16 protein-coding genes, 1 tRNA gene and 1 pseudogene are annotated in these 20,643 nt (G+C 42.4%); 10 read left to right on the forward strand and 8 right to left on the reverse strand.

Annotation, left to right across the window (positions count from 1 at the left end; genetic code table 11):
• Nucleotides 1-39: 39 nt before the first annotated feature.
• Genes minE through minC form a run of 3 tightly spaced genes read right to left on the reverse strand, consistent with a single transcriptional unit; the run spans nucleotide 40 to nucleotide 1,828 of the window.
• On the reverse strand, nucleotides 40-309 hold the full coding sequence (gene minE / locus AAHH42_RS02010; RefSeq protein WP_072551057.1) for a cell division topological specificity factor MinE: 270 nt from the start codon (nucleotides 307-309) through the stop codon (nucleotides 40-42).
• Between the two features lie 4 nt (nucleotides 310-313).
• Nucleotides 314-1,126, reverse strand: coding sequence for a septum site-determining protein MinD (gene minD, locus AAHH42_RS02015; protein WP_342221578.1), 813 nt, complete (start codon nucleotides 1,124-1,126; stop codon nucleotides 314-316).
• A 24-nt stretch (nucleotides 1,127-1,150) separates the two neighbouring features.
• A complete protein-coding gene (gene minC / locus AAHH42_RS02020; protein ID WP_072551059.1) occupies nucleotides 1,151-1,828 on the reverse strand; it encodes a septum site-determining protein MinC in 678 nt (225 codons plus the stop codon).
• A gap of 562 nt (nucleotides 1,829-2,390) precedes the next feature.
• On the opposite strand from minC, the gene queG reads away from it, so the two are divergent.
• Entirely contained in the window at nucleotides 2,391-3,539 is a 1,149-nt protein-coding gene (queG, locus tag AAHH42_RS02025; RefSeq protein WP_342221579.1) for a tRNA epoxyqueuosine(34) reductase QueG, read from the forward strand.
• A gap of 302 nt (nucleotides 3,540-3,841) precedes the next feature.
• Here queG and AAHH42_RS02030 read toward each other — a convergent pair.
• The 3 genes from AAHH42_RS02030 to suhB form a co-directional block, all read right to left on the reverse strand.
• A tRNA-Gly gene (locus AAHH42_RS02030) sits at nucleotides 3,842-3,917 on the reverse strand.
• 285 nt (nucleotides 3,918-4,202) lie between these two features.
• Nucleotides 4,203-5,495, reverse strand: a complete 1,293-nt coding sequence (gene csiE, locus AAHH42_RS02035) for a stationary phase inducible protein CsiE (protein WP_072551062.1) — start codon at nucleotides 5,493-5,495, stop codon at nucleotides 4,203-4,205.
• A 173-nt stretch (nucleotides 5,496-5,668) separates the two neighbouring features.
• A complete protein-coding gene (gene suhB, locus AAHH42_RS02040) occupies nucleotides 5,669-6,478 on the reverse strand; it encodes an inositol-1-monophosphatase (protein WP_072551063.1) in 810 nt (269 codons plus the stop codon).
• Between the two features lie 122 nt (nucleotides 6,479-6,600).
• On the opposite strand from suhB, the gene trmJ reads away from it, so the two are divergent.
• Nucleotides 6,601-7,338 carry a tRNA (cytosine(32)/uridine(32)-2'-O)-methyltransferase TrmJ gene (gene trmJ / locus AAHH42_RS02045; protein WP_342221580.1) on the forward strand — a complete coding sequence of 246 codons (738 nt, stop codon included), beginning with the start codon at nucleotides 6,601-6,603 and terminating at the stop codon, nucleotides 7,336-7,338.
• Here trmJ and AAHH42_RS02050 read toward each other — a convergent pair.
• Nucleotides 7,321-8,343: an IS630 family transposase gene (locus tag AAHH42_RS02050; protein ID WP_119797580.1), complete on the reverse strand. Its 1,023-nt coding sequence runs from the start codon at nucleotides 8,341-8,343 to the stop codon at nucleotides 7,321-7,323. The two genes, trmJ and AAHH42_RS02050, sit on opposite strands and share 18 nt — an antisense overlap.
• A 1,833-nt stretch (nucleotides 8,344-10,176) precedes the next feature.
• On the opposite strand from AAHH42_RS02050, the gene sixA reads away from it, so the two are divergent.
• Entirely contained in the window at nucleotides 10,177-10,713 is a 537-nt protein-coding gene (sixA, locus tag AAHH42_RS02055) for a phosphohistidine phosphatase SixA (RefSeq protein WP_342221581.1), read from the forward strand.
• A 184-nt stretch (nucleotides 10,714-10,897) separates the two neighbouring features.
• On the opposite strand, the gene AAHH42_RS02060 is transcribed toward sixA, so the two are convergent.
• Nucleotides 10,898-11,911 (reverse strand): PilT/PilU family type 4a pilus ATPase, encoded by a 1,014-nt coding sequence (locus AAHH42_RS02060; RefSeq protein WP_342221582.1) that lies wholly within the window; start codon nucleotides 11,909-11,911, stop codon nucleotides 10,898-10,900.
• Nucleotides 11,912-11,930: 19 nt separating this feature from the next.
• Here AAHH42_RS02060 and AAHH42_RS02065 point away from each other — a divergent pair.
• The 7 genes and pseudogenes from AAHH42_RS02065 to bcp all read left to right on the forward strand — a co-directional run bounded on the left by AAHH42_RS02065 (nucleotide 11,931) and on the right by bcp (nucleotide 20,158).
• A pseudogene (locus tag AAHH42_RS02065) lies at nucleotides 11,931-12,664 on the forward strand (YggS family pyridoxal phosphate-dependent enzyme).
• A 68-nt stretch (nucleotides 12,665-12,732) separates the two neighbouring features.
• Nucleotides 12,733-13,557, forward strand: a complete 825-nt coding sequence (proC, locus tag AAHH42_RS02070) for a pyrroline-5-carboxylate reductase (protein ID WP_072551011.1) — start codon at nucleotides 12,733-12,735, stop codon at nucleotides 13,555-13,557.
• An 80-nt stretch (nucleotides 13,558-13,637) separates the two neighbouring features.
• Entirely contained in the window at nucleotides 13,638-14,192 is a 555-nt protein-coding gene (locus tag AAHH42_RS02075; protein ID WP_072551010.1) for a YggT family protein, read from the forward strand.
• Between the two features lie 216 nt (nucleotides 14,193-14,408).
• Nucleotides 14,409-15,002 (forward strand): RdgB/HAM1 family non-canonical purine NTP pyrophosphatase, encoded by a 594-nt coding sequence (gene rdgB / locus AAHH42_RS02080; RefSeq protein ID WP_072551009.1) that lies wholly within the window; start codon nucleotides 14,409-14,411, stop codon nucleotides 15,000-15,002.
• Nucleotides 14,995-16,128, forward strand: coding sequence for a radical SAM family heme chaperone HemW (hemW, locus tag AAHH42_RS02085; protein WP_072551017.1), 1,134 nt, complete (start codon nucleotides 14,995-14,997; stop codon nucleotides 16,126-16,128). The genes rdgB and hemW overlap by 8 nt, the downstream gene beginning before the upstream one ends.
• A gap of 292 nt (nucleotides 16,129-16,420) precedes the next feature.
• Nucleotides 16,421-19,333: an RNA polymerase-associated protein RapA gene (gene rapA / locus AAHH42_RS02090; RefSeq protein ID WP_342221583.1), complete on the forward strand. Its 2,913-nt coding sequence runs from the start codon at nucleotides 16,421-16,423 to the stop codon at nucleotides 19,331-19,333.
• Between the two features lie 321 nt (nucleotides 19,334-19,654).
• A complete protein-coding gene (gene bcp, locus AAHH42_RS02095; RefSeq protein WP_072551016.1) occupies nucleotides 19,655-20,158 on the forward strand; it encodes a thioredoxin-dependent thiol peroxidase in 504 nt (167 codons plus the stop codon).
• Nucleotides 20,159-20,643 lie beyond the last annotated feature (485 nt).

Genomic DNA, 20,643 nt, shown 5'->3' on the forward strand with positions numbered 1-20,643 from the left:
TACCCTCATGATGTGAAAAATTAAATCACTTGAAACCCGTCATTTTGATGTTTCTTCCATATCCGGTAAAGTTACATTCAGTTCTAATACCGAAATATCATCCCCTTTCTGTTCAAACTGTACTTGCAACATGTCAGGATTGATCTGCACATATTTACAGATTACCGCCAGAACATCACGTTTCAAATCGGGCAAATAATGAGGTTCTTGTTCGCCACGACGACGCTCGGCAACGATAATTTGTAGCCGCTCCTTGGCGATATTGGCCGTCGGTTTTTTCCCTGACAGAAAAAAGTCTAATAAAGCCATCGTGTTATCCTCCAAAAAGGCGTTTTAGAAACCCTTTTTTTTCTTCTTCAATGAAACGGAAGTTGCGCTTTTCTCCTAATAAGCGAGCGACAGTATCAGCATACGCTTTACCGGCATTGGATCCCCCATTTAGGATCACGGGTTCGCCTTGATTGGAAGCGCTCAAAACAGACTGATCTTCCGGGATAACGCCCAACAGTGGGATCCTCAATATGTCAAGAACATCCTCCATACTCAGCATATCACCACGGCTAACTCTACTTGGATTATAGCGAGTGAGTAATAGGTGTTCTTTAATTGGCTCTTCACCTCGCTCAGCACGACGCGATTTTGATGATAAAATACCAAGAATGCGGTCGGAATCACGTACTGAGGAGACCTCAGGGTTGGTCGTGATAATCGCTTCATCGGCAAAATACAGTGCCATCAATGCCCCCGTTTCAATCCCTGCAGGGGAATCACAAACAACATACTCAAAATTCATCTCATCAAGACCCGTTAACACTTTCTCGACGCCTTCTTTAGTCAGAGCATCTTTATCACGGGTTTGTGAGGCAGGTAAAATATATAGATTCTCTGTGCGTTTATCTTTGATTAATGCCTGATTTAAGGTGGCATCCTCCTGAATCACATTAACAAAGTCATAAACCACCCGCCGCTCACAGCCCATAATCAAATCAAGGTTACGCAGGCCAATATCAAAATCTATGACCACTGTTTTTTTACCCTGTTGAGCCAAACCCGTCGCGATGGCCGCACTTGATGTCGTCTTGCCAACACCCCCCTTACCCGATGTAACAACAATGATACGTGCCATGAAGTGGATTCCTTGTTAAAGGGCTTAGTTTAATGATTCTATAGCTAGGGCATTACCCAATAAATAGAAGCGAACAATCTTGTCTTTATAGTCAGACGGAATTTTATCGCTCAACCAATAATGCCCAGCGATAGAAACCAGTTCAGCTTCCGATTGCGTACAAAAAATTTGACATTCAACATTGCCAGAGACTCCTGCGAGCGCCCGTCCGCACATTTTTCCATAGACATGGATATTACCATCGGCAATTAACTCGGCACCACGGCTGACACTACTCATAACAATCAAATCACGATGACGAGCATAAATTTGTTGACCAGAACGGACAGGAGTGCGGACGATTTGTGCTTTATTAGACAAACTACCCTCAGGTGGATTTGGTGCCGAATTTTCTTTTTTTCCTTCACTGAGTAACGGCAAATTTGCTTTTATCAGTGCAGTTTTGTGTTCATCATCACGAAAACCACTAAAGCCAACAACATGCAAGCCAACGCTTGCCACCACTTGTTGCAGCTCCACCCAATTTGTTTCTGTCGGCAACATGGCGACATTAATCACCACGGGCGCATTTTGCAGAAATGTGGGCGTTTTATCCACTTCTTGTTGTAATGCCAGGCGGATCTCCCCCGGTTGTGAACTGTGTAAGTGCACAACCACCAGGGTAAAATTACTGCCTTGTAGTTTTATTGGCGACGATGACATCTATTTTGACTCGGTTTCCACTAGGTTAACCCATTGTAACACCCTATTACAGCTGACATTCTGCCCTACATAAGTAGGGCGTCTACAATAGACTTTTTGCAAAACCTACTACGTGTTGTAGAGCCTACTACGCGCTGCAGATCCTGTGTTACGCGGTGCTCACAATTCTCATATACTTGCATGTAACTGCAGCTGTTGCGCTACTAGGCGCCTTGACTTCACATAATGAACTCTCCACATAACGCACTACGGCTTTGCAAGAAGCCTAATAAAAAACAAAACTATTGGTACTAGTATATTAGATTTCTTGCGAAAATGACTTAGAACCTGTTCGAAATCTCTTGTGTTAGCCGTGTTTTGGTCAAGTAATTCGTCAAAAATGTGCTCAAAATGCTCATTGACTCCCTTTTGTTGTATACAAAGAGTAGACTGCGCCTTTTCGCCCATTTTTGCTTCTTCTGAACACAGCCCAAAAGATTTGGAACAGGTTCTCATGAAATGCAGCATAACTTTGCTATGTTCACTAGCACAGTTATCTTTCTGCTTTTTTTGTAGGTTACTTATGGCACATCATCTAGATTTAAATCAACTAGCTCAACATATTAAACAGTGGGGGCAATCACTGGGCTTCCAGCAAGTAGGAATATGCGATACTGATTTGTCTGCGGAAGAACCCAAGCTTCAGGCATGGTTAGATAAACAATACCACGGAGAAATGGCATGGATGGCACGCTACGGTATGCTACGTGCGCGACCACATGAGTTACTGCCCGGCACCTTAAGGGTAATCAGCGTACGCATGAATTATTTACCCGCTGAAGCTTCCTTTGCTAGCACATTAAATAATTCCGATTTGGGTTATATCAGCCGCTATGCCTTGGGGCGGGATTATCATAAACTGTTGCGCCAACGGCTTAAAAAACTGGGCGATAAAATTCAAACTTATTGCAGTGATACTAACGAAATTAGTTTTCGTCCTTTCGTTGATTCAGCACCTATTATGGAGCGGCCATTAGCGGTGAAAGCGGGGCTTGGATGGGTCGGTAAACATTCTCTGGTATTAAATCGTGAAGCCGGTTCTTGGTTTTTTTTAGGCGAATTATTAATTGATTTACCTCTGCCCATTGATCAACCCGTACAGGAAGGGTGCGGACGCTGCGTTGCTTGTATCACTATCTGCCCGACACAGGCGATTGTCGCCCCCTACACTATCGATGCCCGCCGTTGTATTTCGTATCTCACCATTGAATTGGAAGGTACCATCCCCGAAGAATTCCGTCCGTTAATGGGCAATAGAATCTATGGCTGTGATGATTGCCAGCTAATTTGTCCGTGGAATCGTTTTGCGCAACTGACCGATGAGGAAGATTTTAGTCCACGGGCGTCATTACATACACCCAAGTTACTGGATCTCTTTGCCTGGGATGAAGAACAGTTTTTGCGAATAACCGCAGGCTCCGCCATCCGGCGTATTGGTCATCTACGCTGGTTGCGTAATATTTCGGTTGCATTAGGTAACGCTGACTACCAGGACAATATTGTATTAGCACTGGAAAAACGCCGAGGTTTGCACCCTATGCTCGATGAACACATTGAGTGGGCGGTTAATCAACAGCTAACTCGTCGTGTTGCGCAAGAGGTACAGGTTCAATCGGCACAAAAAAAACGGCTGGTTCGTGTGGTGAAAAGAGGATTACCTCGGGATGCCTAATACTTTTCAATCAGTTATTATTTTGTGGATAATGTTCCGACCTCCTTGTGCATAAAAATAAAAAACCTTGTCAATTAAAAGAAAAAAAATAGCAAGTGATTGATTTAATATTTGCATATAAAAATAAAATAAATAAAATCAATTAGATATATAATAACAATGGAGTGCTATTAACTCATTACCAGTATGTGAGGAAGGGGGAATATGTGGATAAGTCTGTTGACGAAATTAATTTTTTGAGTGATCGGACTGCGTGGTAGCCTAATATGCTTTGTGGATAATCGAGGTGAAATTGAAAAAATTGGAGCGGGAAACGAGACTCGAACTCGCGACCCCGACCTTGGCAAGGTCGTGCTCTACCAACTGAGCTATTCCCGCTTTAGACGCCTAAAAACCGCCTTTGGAGCTACCGTATAGGCGATAGCTTGTGAGCATAAAAGTGTTTTGTTCACAGCCATCCACCGGTACGGGGGCGCATTATACGAGAATTTTACGCGACGGCAAGCCTCTTAGGAAGAAAAAACCGTTTTTTGTTGGTAAGTGATGAACAAAAATACAATTCATAACGAACGACGGTTTTGCAAGAAGTCTAATGATTTTCCCCGAGTAACTCGCAGCTTGAAGACGGGGATTTTATAATGCATGGGAACAATACAGTCAAATCTAATAATTTGAATGATGAGGTGTTTCCAGTAAAATACGTATTCGCTCGCTTTGTTGTTTAGTCAGTGGTAGAAAAACTTGCGTCAATGGCGGTGCTGATGGGGAAAAAAGAACAAAATAGGGTGTTATTACTAATTCATCATCCATTGGTTTCCCTGATTGAAGATATTGATCGAGAGGCAGATATCTGATATGCAGTGGCAATATTGTCAACTCTCGAATTTGCTGTTCCAATTGATCTTCGAGTTGAGAATTATCCCGGGTGAGTAGAAGTACCTGTTTTTCCTGTAAGGCATTACCTTGCATTAACCAGGCACCAAAACTCAGTGCGATCAGTCCCGTTTCTTCCGATGAAAATTCGATTTGATATTCTCTTTCAAACTCTCTCAAAGATTGCTGGGTAGTACGTAACAATCGTGGATATTTTTTAGTGATTCTCTCTAATGATAAACCTTCAACACCAATATCAAAGTGACAACGTGGGATGGCCTGTCCTAAATGAGCAAATAATCGACTCGCTAACGCCAGCTTGTTGCTCACTTTTTTCTCGGACAATTGCTGAAAACGGCTAATTAATTGATGAATGGAGACCATTAATCTCGTATCTTCAACTGAGCTGCTACTATCATAATTATGAGGTTTAAGCAAGGTCAGCATTAAGATGATCATATCTCGTTCAATGGTAGCCAAAGGGGTAGGTAAAAGGGGATTTACTGAATGAAACAAGATATTAGCGGCGGCCCGTTCTCGTTTCTGATTCAGCCAGTCCCTCTGATTGGTTTTTAGCTTGAGGCAGCATTGTTGCTGGTTTTCCCAGGCACAATAAAAAATATAAATCAGTAAAAACCGGCGATCCCTCTCACTAAAAGGCTGTGTCAGCAGCTTTTCACAATGAGCAATGATTCGCTGTAACTGCGGTTTTAACCAGTTATCGACTTGATGCGATTCTAAAGACAATGCTTGATATAAATACACAGAAAAGTAGTTATCAATAAACTCAGGGCAATAGCGTAATCCACGGCGTAACCAATGGATGAGGCACAGCCTTTTATCCAATAATTTTCCTTCAAGTTGGCAACGGTTATTGGCGTGGATACAAATATCCAGATGATATAGTTTTATATCATTGGCAATATCAGCGATATCTTGTCGACTAATCGTAGATGCTACGCCATTGAATTGACTAATAGTCTCTAGTGGCACCGCTGATTTTGGTGAAAAAAGCATCAACAATGCACGACACTGTCGCTGTTGATTAGATAGCTTAATCACAGGAAAAGTTTCCAGGCTCATACATCCTTCTGCAAGAGTAATGTTAGTACTTATCAGTCTAAGCATAGCAAAAGAGGTAAATAGAGCTTGTTTAAGTGATGATTTTTACATTGGCTTACAACTTACTGTTTTTTCTTGATGTCCTTGGCGCCTGTTCGGAATCGTCGTATGTGAAGCTTAGACGGAGAAAAAAATCAGCGTTTAAGTGCTTCGCTCGATTCTTCACGTATTGTTTGCAGCATCGCTTTAACTACATTTGAATTACCAGCGACAACATTACCGGAATCGTAATAATTATGATTACCAGTAAAGTCTGTTATCAGAGCGCCAGATTCACGTATTAGTAATTCACCGCCGATAAAATCCCGAGGTTCTAAACCGACACCAAAGAAACCGTCCACACGGCTCGCGGCAACATAGGCCAGATCTAGGACAGATGAACCAGAACTATTCATATCAGTGCATTGCATAAACAATTTGTTAAATATATTGAGATAACTTGCTGAGTGTTGACGGGAATTAACGGATAAAGCTGTCACTAGCGTAGCGGTACGCAAATCTCTTTTTTGGGCAGCGATAACACGCAACCGATAACCGTTAAGCTGTGCTCCTTGCCCGCGGACCGCGGTGAATAATTCATTGCGCACCGGGTCGTAAATCGCAGCAACCTCAGTGTGCTCTTTGATACGCACAGCAACAGATATCGCAAAATGAGGTAGGCATTTGATAAAATTGGCAACACCACCCAGTGGATCAATAACCCATTGTACATCCCTGTCATCACCAATGCGTTCACCACAATGTTTAGCGATGATACTATGTTTGGGGTAGTATTTTTTGATAACGTCAATAACCTGACGTTCTGCCCCCTGAGCAAGACAAGTAACAAAATCATTCCTGCTTTTGTTACTCGATTCGGTAGAATTCTGGAGGTGATAACTTTGGGCGATAAAATCACCGGCCTTACGTGCAGAACGTATGGCAATAGTCAGCATTGGATGCATGGGTATTTTTTCCACTAGGATGTTAAAGAACAGGAAGCGGCGCGCAGTATAGCAGGGGATCGAAAAAATGCCTACGTCTGTGTTAAAATGTGTTTGTCTCCCCTTAATCATTCAGAGTGAGCATGCTACATAATATTCGTATTATTTTGGTTAAAACATCGCATACTGGAAACATAGGTTCGACCGCAAGGGCAATGAAAACCATGGGGTTAACTCGTCTATATCTGGTGAATCCACTGGTAAAACCGGATCACCAGGCCACCGCATTGGCTGCTGGTGCCGCTGACATTATCAAGGAAGCGACTCTTGTCGATACGTTGGATCATGCACTAAAGGGATGCAGCCTGGTGATCGGAACCAGCGCCCGTTCACGTACTCTATCATGGCCGATTTTAGAACCGTCTGAGTGCGCTGTTCGTAGTGTTTCTGCGGCTAGACAAGCGCCTGTTGGGCTGGTATTTGGCTGTGAACGCACAGGGTTAACTAACGAAGAATTGCAAAAATGCCATTATCATGTGGCAATCCCGACAAACCCAGAATACAGCTCGCTTAATCTGGCAATGGCAGTACAAATTCTCGTTTATGAAATACACAAGGCTTCTCTAAAGTTACAGCAACCTTTGCTGCAACCAGAAGAAACCACAGCCTACCCACCAGCCGATGATCTTGAACGTTTTTATCAGCATCTAGAGCAGACTTTGGTCCACACTGGTTTTATTCGTCAGGTTCATCCGGGACAGATTATGAACAAATTACGTCGTTTATTTACTCGTGCACGCCCTGAGAGCGAAGAACTCAATATTTTGCGCGGTATACTGACGTCAATCTATACCCAAGTGAAATCAAGATGCAGGATTTAGCGCCTGGAAATTATCGTTTAAGCGAGATACCAGAGAACTTGCCATTTGTGGTAGCTTCACTTCAAAGAAGTTTAAGATATCGTTCTTAAAACTCTGTTTAGATGGGTAATATCTATTGTTTCGTGTTTGCTCATTCATCACCTTCCACAATCGCTCTATCGGGTTTAGATTCGGGCTATACGGCGGAAGGTAATGAAGCTGGATATTCAACGTAAGCGCGGCGTCTTGCACAAGCTGTGAACGGTGATAGCCTGCACCCTCGAGGATCACATGTGCCGTTGTCGTGATGGGATAATGCGCGCGAATGGCAGACAGGAAGTGAACCACATTTTCGCTGTTAATCGTCTCATCATCACGGATTATGGGGTTAGCCACATTCTGGATGTTCAAGGCTCCCATGATATTCAACCGCGTTCTGCTCCCGGTGGTCTCTATCGTTTTATCCTGGCCTTTTCGTATCCAGCCGTAGCTTATTTTGGTGGTTTGTGTCGGATGAACGGCATCAATAAACAGTATGGGGTCATTACCCGCGGCGTCTTTCAATTCGCTGTAGGTCTTTATAAATTGCTGCTGTTTCTCAACGGCAAATTTATGCGGAACACCTTTCGGCTTTTTATAGCTAAAGCCATGCTGCTTCAACCCTTTATACAGACCTGATACGGTAAAGGTGATGTTCCAGCGTCCAGCGATATAGGCCACAATTTGGTGATTGTGGTGGTAGAGCGGCTGGGTGAGATGTTCAACCAGCGACGTGGTCTGTTCCGCATTGAGATAGCCATCGGAGCCGCCATTTTCAGGCTTGAGCTTGTTGAGTTTATGATAGTCTGTAAGGTGGCGCCGCACCGTGGTTTCATTAATGAGCTGTGAGTGAGCAATCATAGGGGGAGTCCAGCCGTCTGCGGACAACAAAACACACCGGATCCTGTCACAGACACGGCGGTCATGGCTTTGACGATGTTGGGCTTCGAGGGTAATTTTCTGGTCAGCAGTCAGCTCTATTTTCATGGCTATGAGCATGATCCTTATCGACTTCAAAATCAAGCATCTTCATTGATCACGGGTATATAAAGCGGTTTCATAGTGGTCATACTATACAGTTGCCGTTTATGTACGTAGCGTTACATTCAGTGAAAAATTATTAGAAGCTCATCGTGTTAAAACGATGTGCTGACAATTGATCGAACATTCCAGACAAAAAATCCCTTCTGCAAGCGTAGCTTGAAGAAGGGTTGCCAATTGGCTAACACCAGGGAAGGGGACATAGTACTCTATATTGAGTACTATATACCCTTTATTTACGTAACTTTTCAATTACTGATCGTTCAGTGTGATTTCTCAATTTCAACCTAGTCGTCATAAAATGACATGGCAAGAGTGGCATAATCTGATTATGGAATAATACCTAATATATTGATAATAAATAATTTTTTAATAAAAACAATCATATCATACAGCCTTTGTGATATCTGAGAGCCTGTTTGAAATCGTCATGAGTGACGCTCAAAGAAAAGGAAAAAATTAGCGAAAAGTGCAGTCACTTTTTGTAACAATAAAGGGTAATAAATAAGCATTTTTTATCCCATTTTTGACGAAGTATCAACGAGCGGAATAGATTTTTAGTAGGTTGTGGGATTACCCTATAATTGTATTACACCGAATTATCAATGAGCTTTTGCATTTTGCATAGATTTGGTATAGGTTCTGCGAATGATATCCGTATTTTTTTAACTTTCTTTTCTAAAAAGCTTTGGTTAATAACCGGAGTTTTTTGTGTTCTGCCGTTTTCACATGAATATCTTCATATAAGTACTGTAATTAACATTTTTATTGAGGAATTTACGGTATACAAAAAAGAGGGAGAAAGCGGTATCCCTACTCGTTAAATTTACTTTCTAAGGATTAATATAATGCGCGAAGAGGCTATCGCTGCTATTGGTAATAGATTCCTTGTAAAACTGTAGTGCGTTATGTGAAGTCAAAGCGCGTGGAGCTCCTGGCTTCACGATAGCATTCCGTCTTAGAGTATTTTTTACTTATTTTCCGGTGATGTTAATGTTCATACGATTAAAATCGATCCTTATAATCTGGTGGAGCTTGATGTGAGTTTTCCCTTTGGAAAGATGATAATTGTCGAATAAAAAGAGGGGCGTTTCTGTGCCATTTGATTGCTTAGTTTGCTTTCTAGCCAATGTGTACATCTTTAACGTCATAGTCTTAGCCACTTGCGAAACCTATTGCTTTCGCTGATATTTCGTCAAAAATGTGCTCATTTATTCCTTTTGTTGCTAAAAAGTAAATGCAGACTGCACTTTTTCGCAAATGAATCGTTGAAATTTCAAGTTGAAAAAAATAAAACCAAATTCCAGCAAATATCAGGTTTTAACTTGAGAGTAAATTAATAAAAATAAATGATAAGGTTATCCTTATTAGTAGGGTGATGTCAGTAATTAGCAGCAATTATTCAGCACTGTACTATGATGATATTAAATAGAGTTGTGTTATCTGGATAGAAGTGTTAATGCCAGGTTTGTTTAACAGAAGTTAAGGGTATGGGTAGAATTTTTGTTAAAGGTAATAACCACTCATTAACATCAAGTATAATTATGGTTAAATTATTGATCTTGGTTGATAAGATAGGAAGATAAACTGATTACTAATGGATGTGTATAGAAAATAGACATTTTATTCATGTTAATTTTCAGGCAGAATGCACAGCCGGCATAGAGATAGCGTGTTTATCGTTTGAAAGTTTCTTCGATCTTTAGCTGGGACTTCGGCGTTATAGCATGTTAGGTGTTCCCGTATAACGTTCTTTTTTGTTAATGAAAACGGTGTAATATGCAAGTTTTAATTATGCGTCATGGCGACGCGGTACCGGATACAATCAAAGACGCAGAAAGACCTCTCACCTTATCTGGTCGAGGTGAGTCGCTGCAAGTGGCAAGTTGGCTAAATAAGCAATCCGTGAATATAGAGCAAATATTAGTCAGCCCCTATCTGCGAGCGAAACAAACCCTTGAGGTTACGCGTGAAGCCCTTGTTTTACCAAGAGAGCAAGAGGTCATGCCAGAGCTGACTCCGAGCGGTGACGTGGTATTGATGACTTGCTATTTACAAACGTTGGCGAAAGAAGGGTGTTCCGCGGTACTGTTGATATCACATTTGCCGTTGGTGGGTTATTTGGTTGCTGAACTCTGCCCGGGGCACTATCCCCCAATGTTTGCCACTTCAGCTATCGCTTGTGTTAGTCTCGATGAGAGTACTGGTCATGGTATCCTCGATTGGCAGGCGCGCCCTTCACATACTGATAGCAAAAATATGATTAGTAGTGTTTTTTCTGATACGAACATTGTTGTAAGAAAAATGCACGCATGAGATCTGTGCGTGATTTGTTATTCTAAATGGCCAACGTGCTACAAATTCTGCATTGCGTGGTGCTCGCAATACTCTTAATGTACACCGCGTGCTTCAAGCGGTCCTGACTTCGCATAACGAACTTTGCATAACGAAATACGGTTTTGCAAGGGGTCTGTTGATGTTATGTCTATTTTTATCCTGATTAAATTTCTTGCTCAATTTCTGCCAATAGCTTCTGTTTTTGACGCTGCTGTATTCCCTGCGAAAAAGTTTGCATACCCAGTTGCCCATTTGTTTGCATGACACCTTCTAGCTGGTGTGTTTTTCCTTCACGGATCAGATTGCTGACTGCTGTGCTGCGAACCAAAATTTCAAATAAAGCGATACGACCCCCTCCACGCTTACGAGCAAGCTTTTGAGCAATGACTGCAACTAGTCCGGCGGCTAACTGCCCTCGTACACATGCCTTTTCTTCTGCCGGAAAAACATCTATCAGCCTATCGACCGCCTGTGCTGCTGTTCGGGTATGCAACGTCGCCAAAACAAGATGACCGGTTTCTGCTGCAGTCAATGCTAGACGAATGCTTGCCGTATCACGCAGTTCACCGAGTAAAATAATATCAGGATCTTGACGTAGCGCCGCATTCAAAGCAGCGCTCGCGCAGTGAGTGTGACAGCTTAAATCTCGTTGTTGGATAAGCCCTGATCCCTCGTTATGAATGTATTCAATAGGATCTTCCAACGTGATAATATGCCGTCCGCCTTGCTGGTGAATGGCACCAATAATGGCGTTTAGTGTGGTTGATTTGCCATTGCCAGTGGCACCTGTCACTAAAATCAAACCGTCTTCTTGCTGCATTAATCGTTCGATGATTGCGGGAGCAGCTAAGGCTTTCAGTTCAGGGCAGTGACTGGATACTAAACGGAAAGCGACAGATAATCCGTGTTGTTGCTGGAAAAAATTGCCTCTTAACCGTTGTCCATGTTTCGTTGTGTAAGAAAAATCGAGTTGTCCTTTTTGCTGTAGCTTTAAGTATTGCCTTTCATTTAATAGTTGCTGACACAATATTTGCGTCCAGCTATCACTTAGCGGTGCATATTGCTGTAAAGACTGTAACACACCATCAATACGCAACCGTGGGTGATGACCGCTACAGAGATGTAGATCGGATGCCTTATGCTTTACACTGAAGGCAACGAACTCCTCGAAATCCATTGCAAACTCCTTGGTCCATATGAGTACGAGATGACGACTATCCGACAGAATATACATGATGTGAGAGAACGGATCGCATCAACAGCACGAGACTGTGCACGTTCTCCAGAAGAAGTGTTATTGCTTGCAGTGAGTAAAACTCAACCTGTGACGGCGATCGAAAAAGCTATCTTAGCCGGACAACGTGCCTTTGGTGAAAACTATGTTCAGGAAGGGGTAGAAAAAATTCATCATTTTGCACGGAACTTAACATTGGAATGGCACTTTATTGGCCGGTTACAATCGAATAAAAGTCGTTTAGTAGCAGAGCATTTTGCTTGGTGTCATACTGTGGATAATCTGAAGATAGCTCAGCGATTAAATAAGCAACGTCCGGTTAATATGTCTGCGTTAAATGTTTTAATCCAAATTAATATCAGTAATGAAAGTAATAAATCGGGGATCCCATTACATGAGTTGCGGCAGCTGGCAGAAAATATTTGTACCTTGCCCAGGCTACGATTACGGGGACTCATGGTTATTCCAGCAGTAGAAAATGATTATCAGCGTCAACTGGAAAATTTTAAGGAAATAAAACAGATTTTTTTGGAACTAAAAAGAAATTATTTTCAAATGGATACGCTTTCTTTAGGAATGAGTGCTGATATGGTTGCCGCTATTCATGCCGGCAGTACTTTGCTGCGGATTGGCAGCGCTATTTTTGGCACCCGTGATTACAGACGGTTTTGCAAGAAGTCTATTGATATAAAATAACATTATTAACAGAAGCAATCATGTTATATGGTTTACGTGATAGGACTCTAATCTAAAGAGATATTTCTATGAAAAATCGTAATATTACTTTTATCGGTGCGGGAAATATGGCTCGTGCGATCATCTCAGGATTGATCACCAGTGGTTATCCTGCTACGCAAATCAGTGTTTGCGCTCCCTCTGTGGATAAGCGTAATGCCTTGTCTGAAGAGTTTAATATCACAAATAGCAGTGATAATATCGCTCAAGCTCAGCAAGCAGAGGTTATTGTGCTAGCAGTAAAACCACAAGTTATGGTCGAGGTTTGCCAGTCGCTGCAAGGGAAAAAAATCGATTTTTCTAGTAAGTTAATCTTATCCATTGCTGCTGGAATCGGCATTTCACGTTTTTACGCCTTGTTGGGCGATAAGCTTAATATAATCCGCATTATGCCAAATACGCCTGCATCAGTAGGCAAAGGAATGAGCGGTTTGTTTGCGCCAACATATGTTAATCAGGCAGATCGTGATTTCACCGAACGTCTGCTGCGTTCAATCGGTGAAATTTGTTGGCTAGAAAACGAACAAGATATCAATAAAGTCATTGCTGCTGCTGGCAGTGCTCCCGCTTATTTTTTCCTGCTGATGGAAGCTATGCAGCAGCAGGCCATTAAACAGGGATTTAACGAAGCAACAGCACGATTACTGGTGCAACAAGCGGCGTCCGGTGCTACAGCACTGGTTGAAGCTAATCCACAGTTGCCTTTATCCAAATTACGTGAGCAAGTGACTTCGAAAGGAGGAACGACAGCAGCAGCGTTACAGGTCTTTGAAGAGCAAGATTTATCGGGTATTGTTTCCCGTGCCATGCAAGCGGCGACCATCCGTGCAGAAGAAATGGAGAAACTATTTTAGTCATCGCTCTTTGAAGGGTAATCCACGCTACACGACAGATTTTGCAAGAATTTAATATAATTAAGGATTAAAAACAATTTATGCTAACACTGATTTTTCTGACTAAAACCGTCATTGACCTTTACGTCATGTTGTTATTGTTACGAGTCTGGATGCAATGGGTTCGGAGTGATTTTTACAACCCATTTGCACAATCCGTAGTGAAATTTACCCAGCCGATTGTCTCTCCCTTACGTAAGATACTGCCGTCGTCAGGAGCAATCGATGGGGCGTCATTGCTGCTGGCATTTTTGTTGATGACGATAAAGTATCCGCTGTTATTGCTGATTCAAGGGGGAAGCATTGCATTAAACCCCTACAATCTTCTATTCGGTGTCATCTCTTTGCTCAAAGCCGTGGGTCATCTCATTTTCTGGGTGATGATTATTCGGGCATTAATGAGTTGGATTAGCCAAGGTCGTGGTTCAATGGACTATCTGTTGTATCAATTAACCGAGCCGTTGATAACCCCGATTCGCCGTGTTCTTCCATCGATGAGTGGTATTGATTTTTCTCCGATGGCGGTGATATTGATTTTGTATCTGATCAATTATCTGGGGATGGATTTGCTCGGTGAGCTGTGGTTAGTACTCTAAGAACCTGTTCGAAATCTCTTATTCTCGCCGTGTTTTGGTCAAGTAATTTGTCAAAAACGAGTTCAAAATGTTCATTGACTCCCTTTTGTTGTATACAAAGAGTAAAATACGCTTTTTCGCCCGTTTTTTCCTCGTCTGAGCGTCGCTCAAGAAGATTTGGAACCGGCTCTAAAACGGTTTTGCAAGAAGTCTAAACTAATTAGTCAGGATTTATTGATGCAAAAAATTGTATTAGCCACCAGTAATTCAGGTAAAGTACGTGAACTGGCAGACTCGCTGTCCAGTTGCGGTTTGCATGTCGTTGTGCAAACGGCGCTGGGTGTTGCCTCTGTTGAAGAAACCGGCCTTACTTTTATCGAAAATGCCATTTTAAAAGCACGTCATGCCGCACAGCACACGGGTTTGCCCTCTATTGCTGATGATTCTGGCTTAGCTGTAGATGCGTTAGGGGGAGCGCCGGGGGTCTGTTCGGCTCGCTATGCTGGTAGTCATGCCAGTGATCAGGAAAATCTGGAGAAACTACTGGCCCGCATGGAAGACATACCTGATCAACGACGGAGAGCACAGTTTCATTGTGTGTTAGTTTATCTGCGTCATGCCGCTGATCCGGTTCCATTGGTGTTTCACGGTTGTTGGCAGGGAGAAATCACTCACACTCGAATGGGTGATGGGGGTTTTGGTTATGATCCTGTTTTTTATATCCCCGAATTCCGGCGTACAGCGGCAGAGTTGAGTAATGAGGAAAAACGGGCGGTTTCCCATCGTGGTCAAGCATTGAAATTGTTGTTGAATGCTTTTAAAAATGATTAAATTACCGCCAATCAGCCTTTACATTCATATTCCCTGGTGCATACAAAAATGCCCTTATTGCGATTTTAATTCTCATACATTAAAAGGAAAGGTTCCTCATCAAGAATATGTTAGGCATTTGCTCGCCGACCTTGATGCTGATGTGCCTCTTAGTAGCGGGAGAGAAATTAGCACCATTTTTATCGGTGGTGGCACTCCAAGTTTACTGAGTGCTGAAGCCATGCAGCAATTGTTACAAGGTGTCAGAGCACGGCTGCCGCTGGCAAAACACGCTGAAATAACAATGGAAGCCAATCCGGGTGCGATCGAAGCAGATCGTTTCAGTCACTACCAGTGCGCCGGAGTGAACCGTATTTCTATTGGTGTACAAAGTTTCAACCCCCGTAAGCTCATGCAGCTTGGGCGCATACATGGCAGTGATGAAGCAAAACAAGCGGCACTGCTGGCAACTTCGCTGCAATTGCGTAGTTTTAATCTAGATCTGATGCACGGCTTACCCGATCAAACACCGTTAGAAGCCCTTGACGATCTTCGTCAAGCCATCGCCTTAAATCCACCCCATATCTCTTGGTATCAGCTCACTATTGAACCAAATACCGCTTTCAGCTCTCGTCCTCCCGTTCTACCCGACGACGATGCATTATGGGAAATTTTTCAACAAGGGCACCAGGTTTTAAGCAACGCCGGTTATCAGCAATATGAAATTTCAGCGTATGCCAAATCAGGCTATCAATGTCAGCACAATCTAAATTATTGGCGTTTTGGTGATTATCTTGGCATTGGTTGTGGTGCTCATAGTAAAATAACCTTTAGTGATGGTCAGATATTACGTACAGTAAAAACGAAGCATCCACGTGGTTTTATGCAAGGTAAGTATAAAAATCAACAGTATAATGTTGAACGAACTGAGCGTCCATTCGAATTTTTTATGAATCGTTTCCGTTTATTGGAAACTACACCCCGTGTTGATTTCTATAATTTAACGGGATTAACAGAAAGTGTCATTCGCTCTCCCTTGGATCAAGCCCTGGCTAAAGGTTATTTGGAGGAGACCGATGAATATTGGCAGATTACTGAAAAAGGGAAATTATTTCTTAACTCGTTGTTAGATTTATTTTTATTGTAGGATAATCAGCAAATCAGTCGACTTCCCCTAACGTTTTACAGGTGACGCAGTGCTCTTCTTCCATTAACATACCGCCCTCACTTTGCATCACGAATAACATTAGACTTCTTACAAAACCTACTACGTACTGCAAATTTTGCGTTACCTGGTGCTCGCAATCCTCATGTACTCGTATGTACACTGCGATTTTTACACTCCATGCGCCTTGACCTCGCAGCACTCGCTATGTTTTTGCAAGAAGTCTATTCCATATCCTGAAGAATATTGTTTACAAAAATCGAGCCGATAATTTATGTCTTTTACTCTTGGTCAACGCTGGATCAGCGACACAGAAAGTGAACTTGGACTGGGTACCGTCATCGCTGTTGATGTACGTATGGTCACTTTGCTGTTCCCCGCAACCGGTGAGAACCGCCTCTATACTAAGCATCATCCTCCCATTACCCGAGTGATTTTTAATCCAGGTGACACCGTCAATAATCACGAGGGCTGGCAGCTAAAAGTCGTCTCAGTAGAGCAAAAAAATGGCTTGCTGAGTTATGTCGGTATTCGTCTGGATACCGGCGAAAACGATGTAACGATGCGAGAGGTCTTTCTTGATAGTCAACTCACTTTTAATAAACCTCAAGATCGGTTATTTGCCGGTCAAGTTGATCGTATGGATCGTTTTGCGCTGCGCTTTCGTGCTCGTAAATACCAAAGCGAGCAGTTTCACCTCCCTTGGAGTGGTTTGCGCGGTATCCGGGCCGATTTGATTCCCCACCAATTACATATCGCCTATGAAGTGGGTCGGCGCCATGCACCACGCGTGTTGTTAGCCGATGAAGTAGGTTTGGGAAAGACCATCGAAGCGGGGATGATTATCCATCAGCAATTGCTGACGGGACGTGCTGAGCGAGTGTTGCTGGTGGTGCCAGACAGTTTACAGTATCAATGGCTGGTAGAGATGTTGCGTCGCTTTAATCTGTGTTTTTCACTGTTTGATGACAACCGTTACATAGAAGCAACGCAAGATAGCAGTAATCCATTTGAAACTGAGCAATTGGTAATTTGCTCGCTGGATTTTGTGTGTAAGGATAAGCAACGTTCAGATCAGATTTCCGCTGCCGGTTGGCATTTGTTGGTGGTGGATGAAGCTCACCATCTTGCCTGGAATGAAACCATTCCAAGCCACGAATATCAGGTTATTGAGCGGTTAACACAACATATCGCGGGTATTTTGCTGTTAACTGCCACTCCTGAACAGCTAGGTCAACAAAGTCATTTTGCCCGTTTACGTTTGTTGGATCCGGATCGTTTTCATAGCTATCAAAAGTTTATCGAAGAACAACAAAAATATCGTCCAATTGCTGATGCCGTGACGCTATTACTTGGCGGTGAGCATTTGGCACAAGATAAGCTGAACTTGCTTAGTGAATTGATCAAAGAACAAAACATCAAGCCATTGCTACAGGCAGTTAATAACCAAAATGAAGACCAGGCAGTAGCACGTCGTAAACTTGTCACTTTGTTGATGGATCGTCACGGAACCAGCCGGGTGCTATTTCGTAATACCCGTAATGGAGTCAAAGGCTTTCCACAGCGTGTGGTGCAGCAAATTAAGTTGCCGTTGCCCAGTCAATATAAAACGGCAATTAAAGTCTCTGATATGATGAGTGTCAATAAAAAACAGGAAGAGCGTGCTAAAGAGATGCTCTATCCAGAGCAAATTTACCAACAACTTGAAGGTAAAAACGCAACCTGGTGGAATTTTGATCCCCGAATCGAATGGCTATTAAATTATTTGCTTGCTAACCGTGATAAGAAAGTGCTGGTTATCTGTGCTCAGGCCACCACAGTACTACAATTAGAGCAGGTATTACGCGAACGAGAAGCGATACGTGCTGGTGTATTCCACGAAGGTTTATCCCTCATTGATCGTGATCGCGCAGCGGCGTACTTCTCTTCAACAGAAGAGGGTGCTCAGGTTCTGTTGTGCTCTGAAATCGGTTCTGAAGGGCGTAATTTCCAGTTTTCTTGCCGCTTGGTGATGTTTGATTTGCCGTTTAACCCCGATCTACTGGAGCAACGGATAGGGCGTTTGGATCGCATCGGTCAACGGCGTGACATTCAAATTATGGTGCCCTATCTGGAAAATACCGCACAGGCCATTTTAGTACGTTGGTATCACGAAGGATTAGATGCCTTTGAACATACCTGCCCAACGGGTCGTGCCATTTATGATAGTTGTTATCAGGAGTTGATTGATTATCTCTCTTCACCTGGCTTCGATGAAGAAAAGAAAATGCTAGATGAATTTATTCATCGTTGTCGCCAGCAACACGATCTTCTGAAATCAAAGCTGGAGCAGGGTCGTGACCGCTTGCTAGAAATGCATTCCAACGGTGGAGAACAAAGCCAGCAGCTCGCGTTAACCCTTGCTCGGCAAGATAATGATGTAGAATTGGTGAACTTCGCCGTTAATCTGTTTGATATTGTGGGTATCAATCAAGAAGACAGCAGTGATAATCTGACTATCCTAACCCCCTCGGATCACATGCTGGTGCCTGATTTTCCTGGTTTACCACCAGAAGGTTGCACGGTGACATTCAACCGCCATTTGGCGCTATGTAGAGAAGATGCTCAGTTTATCAGTTGGGAACATCCGATCATCCGTAATGGTCTGGATTTGATTCTATCGAGTGATATTGGCAGTTGTACTGTTGCTTTGCTGAAGAACAAAGCGTTACCTGTTGGTACGTTGCTGACTGAATTAGTCTACGTGGTTGAAGCGCAAGCACCTAAATACTTACAACTGACTCGTTTTTTACCGCCAACGCCAATACGTATGCTAATAGATCCTAAAGGAGCTAATTTAGCTACTCAGGTAGAGTTCGAGCACTTTCATTGCCAACTAACCTTAGTTAGCCGCCATATGGCGCGTAAATTAATCAATACCGTACAGCAAGAAGTACATGGCATACTACAACAGGCTGAAGTGTTGGTAAAACCGCAAGCAAAGGTATTGATTAACAATGCGAAAGATAACGCTAACGAGCAGCTAAGTACCGAGTTAGCACGTATGAAAGCACTGAAAATGGTCAACTCAACTATTCGTGATAGCGAAATAGTAGCCTTGCAAGATAATTATAAACAAGTTTTAGCTAACTTGAATCAAGCCAATTGGCGGCTTGATGCGATACGTTTAATTGTGGTAGCACATTAGGCTTGTTGCAAAATCTACTATAAAAGTAGTAATTTTGTACAGAAATCACTGGGAAACAAATATAAAAAACAGTTACCTCTATCAAAAATCAAGTAACTAAGTGTGTTATGAACGCTCGGAAACCTGTGTTTTTTTACTTTTACTATGAGGTATCATACTCACGGGTTACAAGACATATAAAAGTAACTTTCATAGTCCTACCAGCGAAAATAACTCAATTACCTAAACAACTTTCAAACAGTTATGTACAGAATTTAATGTACAGGGCAATATTAATATTATGAACTATTCACAATATAGCGATTAAACGGAGAGTGAATGATGAGTCCATTGAAAGCCGGAGATGTTACACCACAATTTAGTTTACTCGATCAAGATGGCTCAGAGATTAAGTCTAGCGACTTTTCTACAAAACGTATTTTGATTTACTTTTATCCAAGAGCGATGACACCGGGTTGTACCGTTCAAGCCTGTGGCCTACGCGATAAAATGGATGTATTGAAAAAAGCCAACGTTGAAGTACTGGGCATTAGTACCGATACACCGAAAAAATTGGCATGTTTTGCCGATAAAGAATTATTGAATTTTACTTTGCTATCGGATGAACACCATAAGGTTGCGGAAAAATTCGGCGTTTGGGGTCGTAAAAGTTTCATGGGAAAAACCTATGATGGCATTCATCGGATTAGTTTTTTGATTGATATTGATGGCAAAGTGGAAAAAGTATTTGATAATTTCAAAACGGACAATCACCACGATATTGTGATCAATTATCTACAACAAAACACTCAGTGTAGCGTATTACCTAATCAACCTCTTGCATAATTTGCTGCGTGGTGTGAATTCGGCGTTACGCGGTGTGCTCGCAATCCTCATGTACTCGTATGTACACTACGGCTGCTGTGCGCCTTGGCTGCACATAACGAACGACGGTTCTACAAAAAGTCCAATTAAAGAGTCAGATTTTATAAGAAATTTACACCCGCTTTAGGCTCTGGAGTAAAAGTGGTCTGTTCTGGCATCTTTTCAACACACTTCATAAAAAAAGAAAACAAAGATCAAATGTGCATAGACAGATAGGCACGACTGTTATTTTACATCGTCATGGTTCAGGGAGTTTAAAAGAAAGAGACCTCAATCGATCAGTCGAGGCCGCGAGGGAACTGCACGATGATAAAAATTAATTTCATAGATATAAAAAATGGTTTAAAAAGTAATCATATTTTTACGCTATGATTTGTGCTTCTTGTTCGTATAGGCAAAGAGTCCTGTCTCTAAGAATCTGTTCCAAATCTTTTTCGCTGTGCTCA

Source organism: Candidatus Fukatsuia endosymbiont of Tuberolachnus salignus, assembly GCF_964030845.1.
Lineage (GTDB): Bacteria > Pseudomonadota > Gammaproteobacteria > Enterobacterales > Enterobacteriaceae > Fukatsuia > Fukatsuia symbiotica.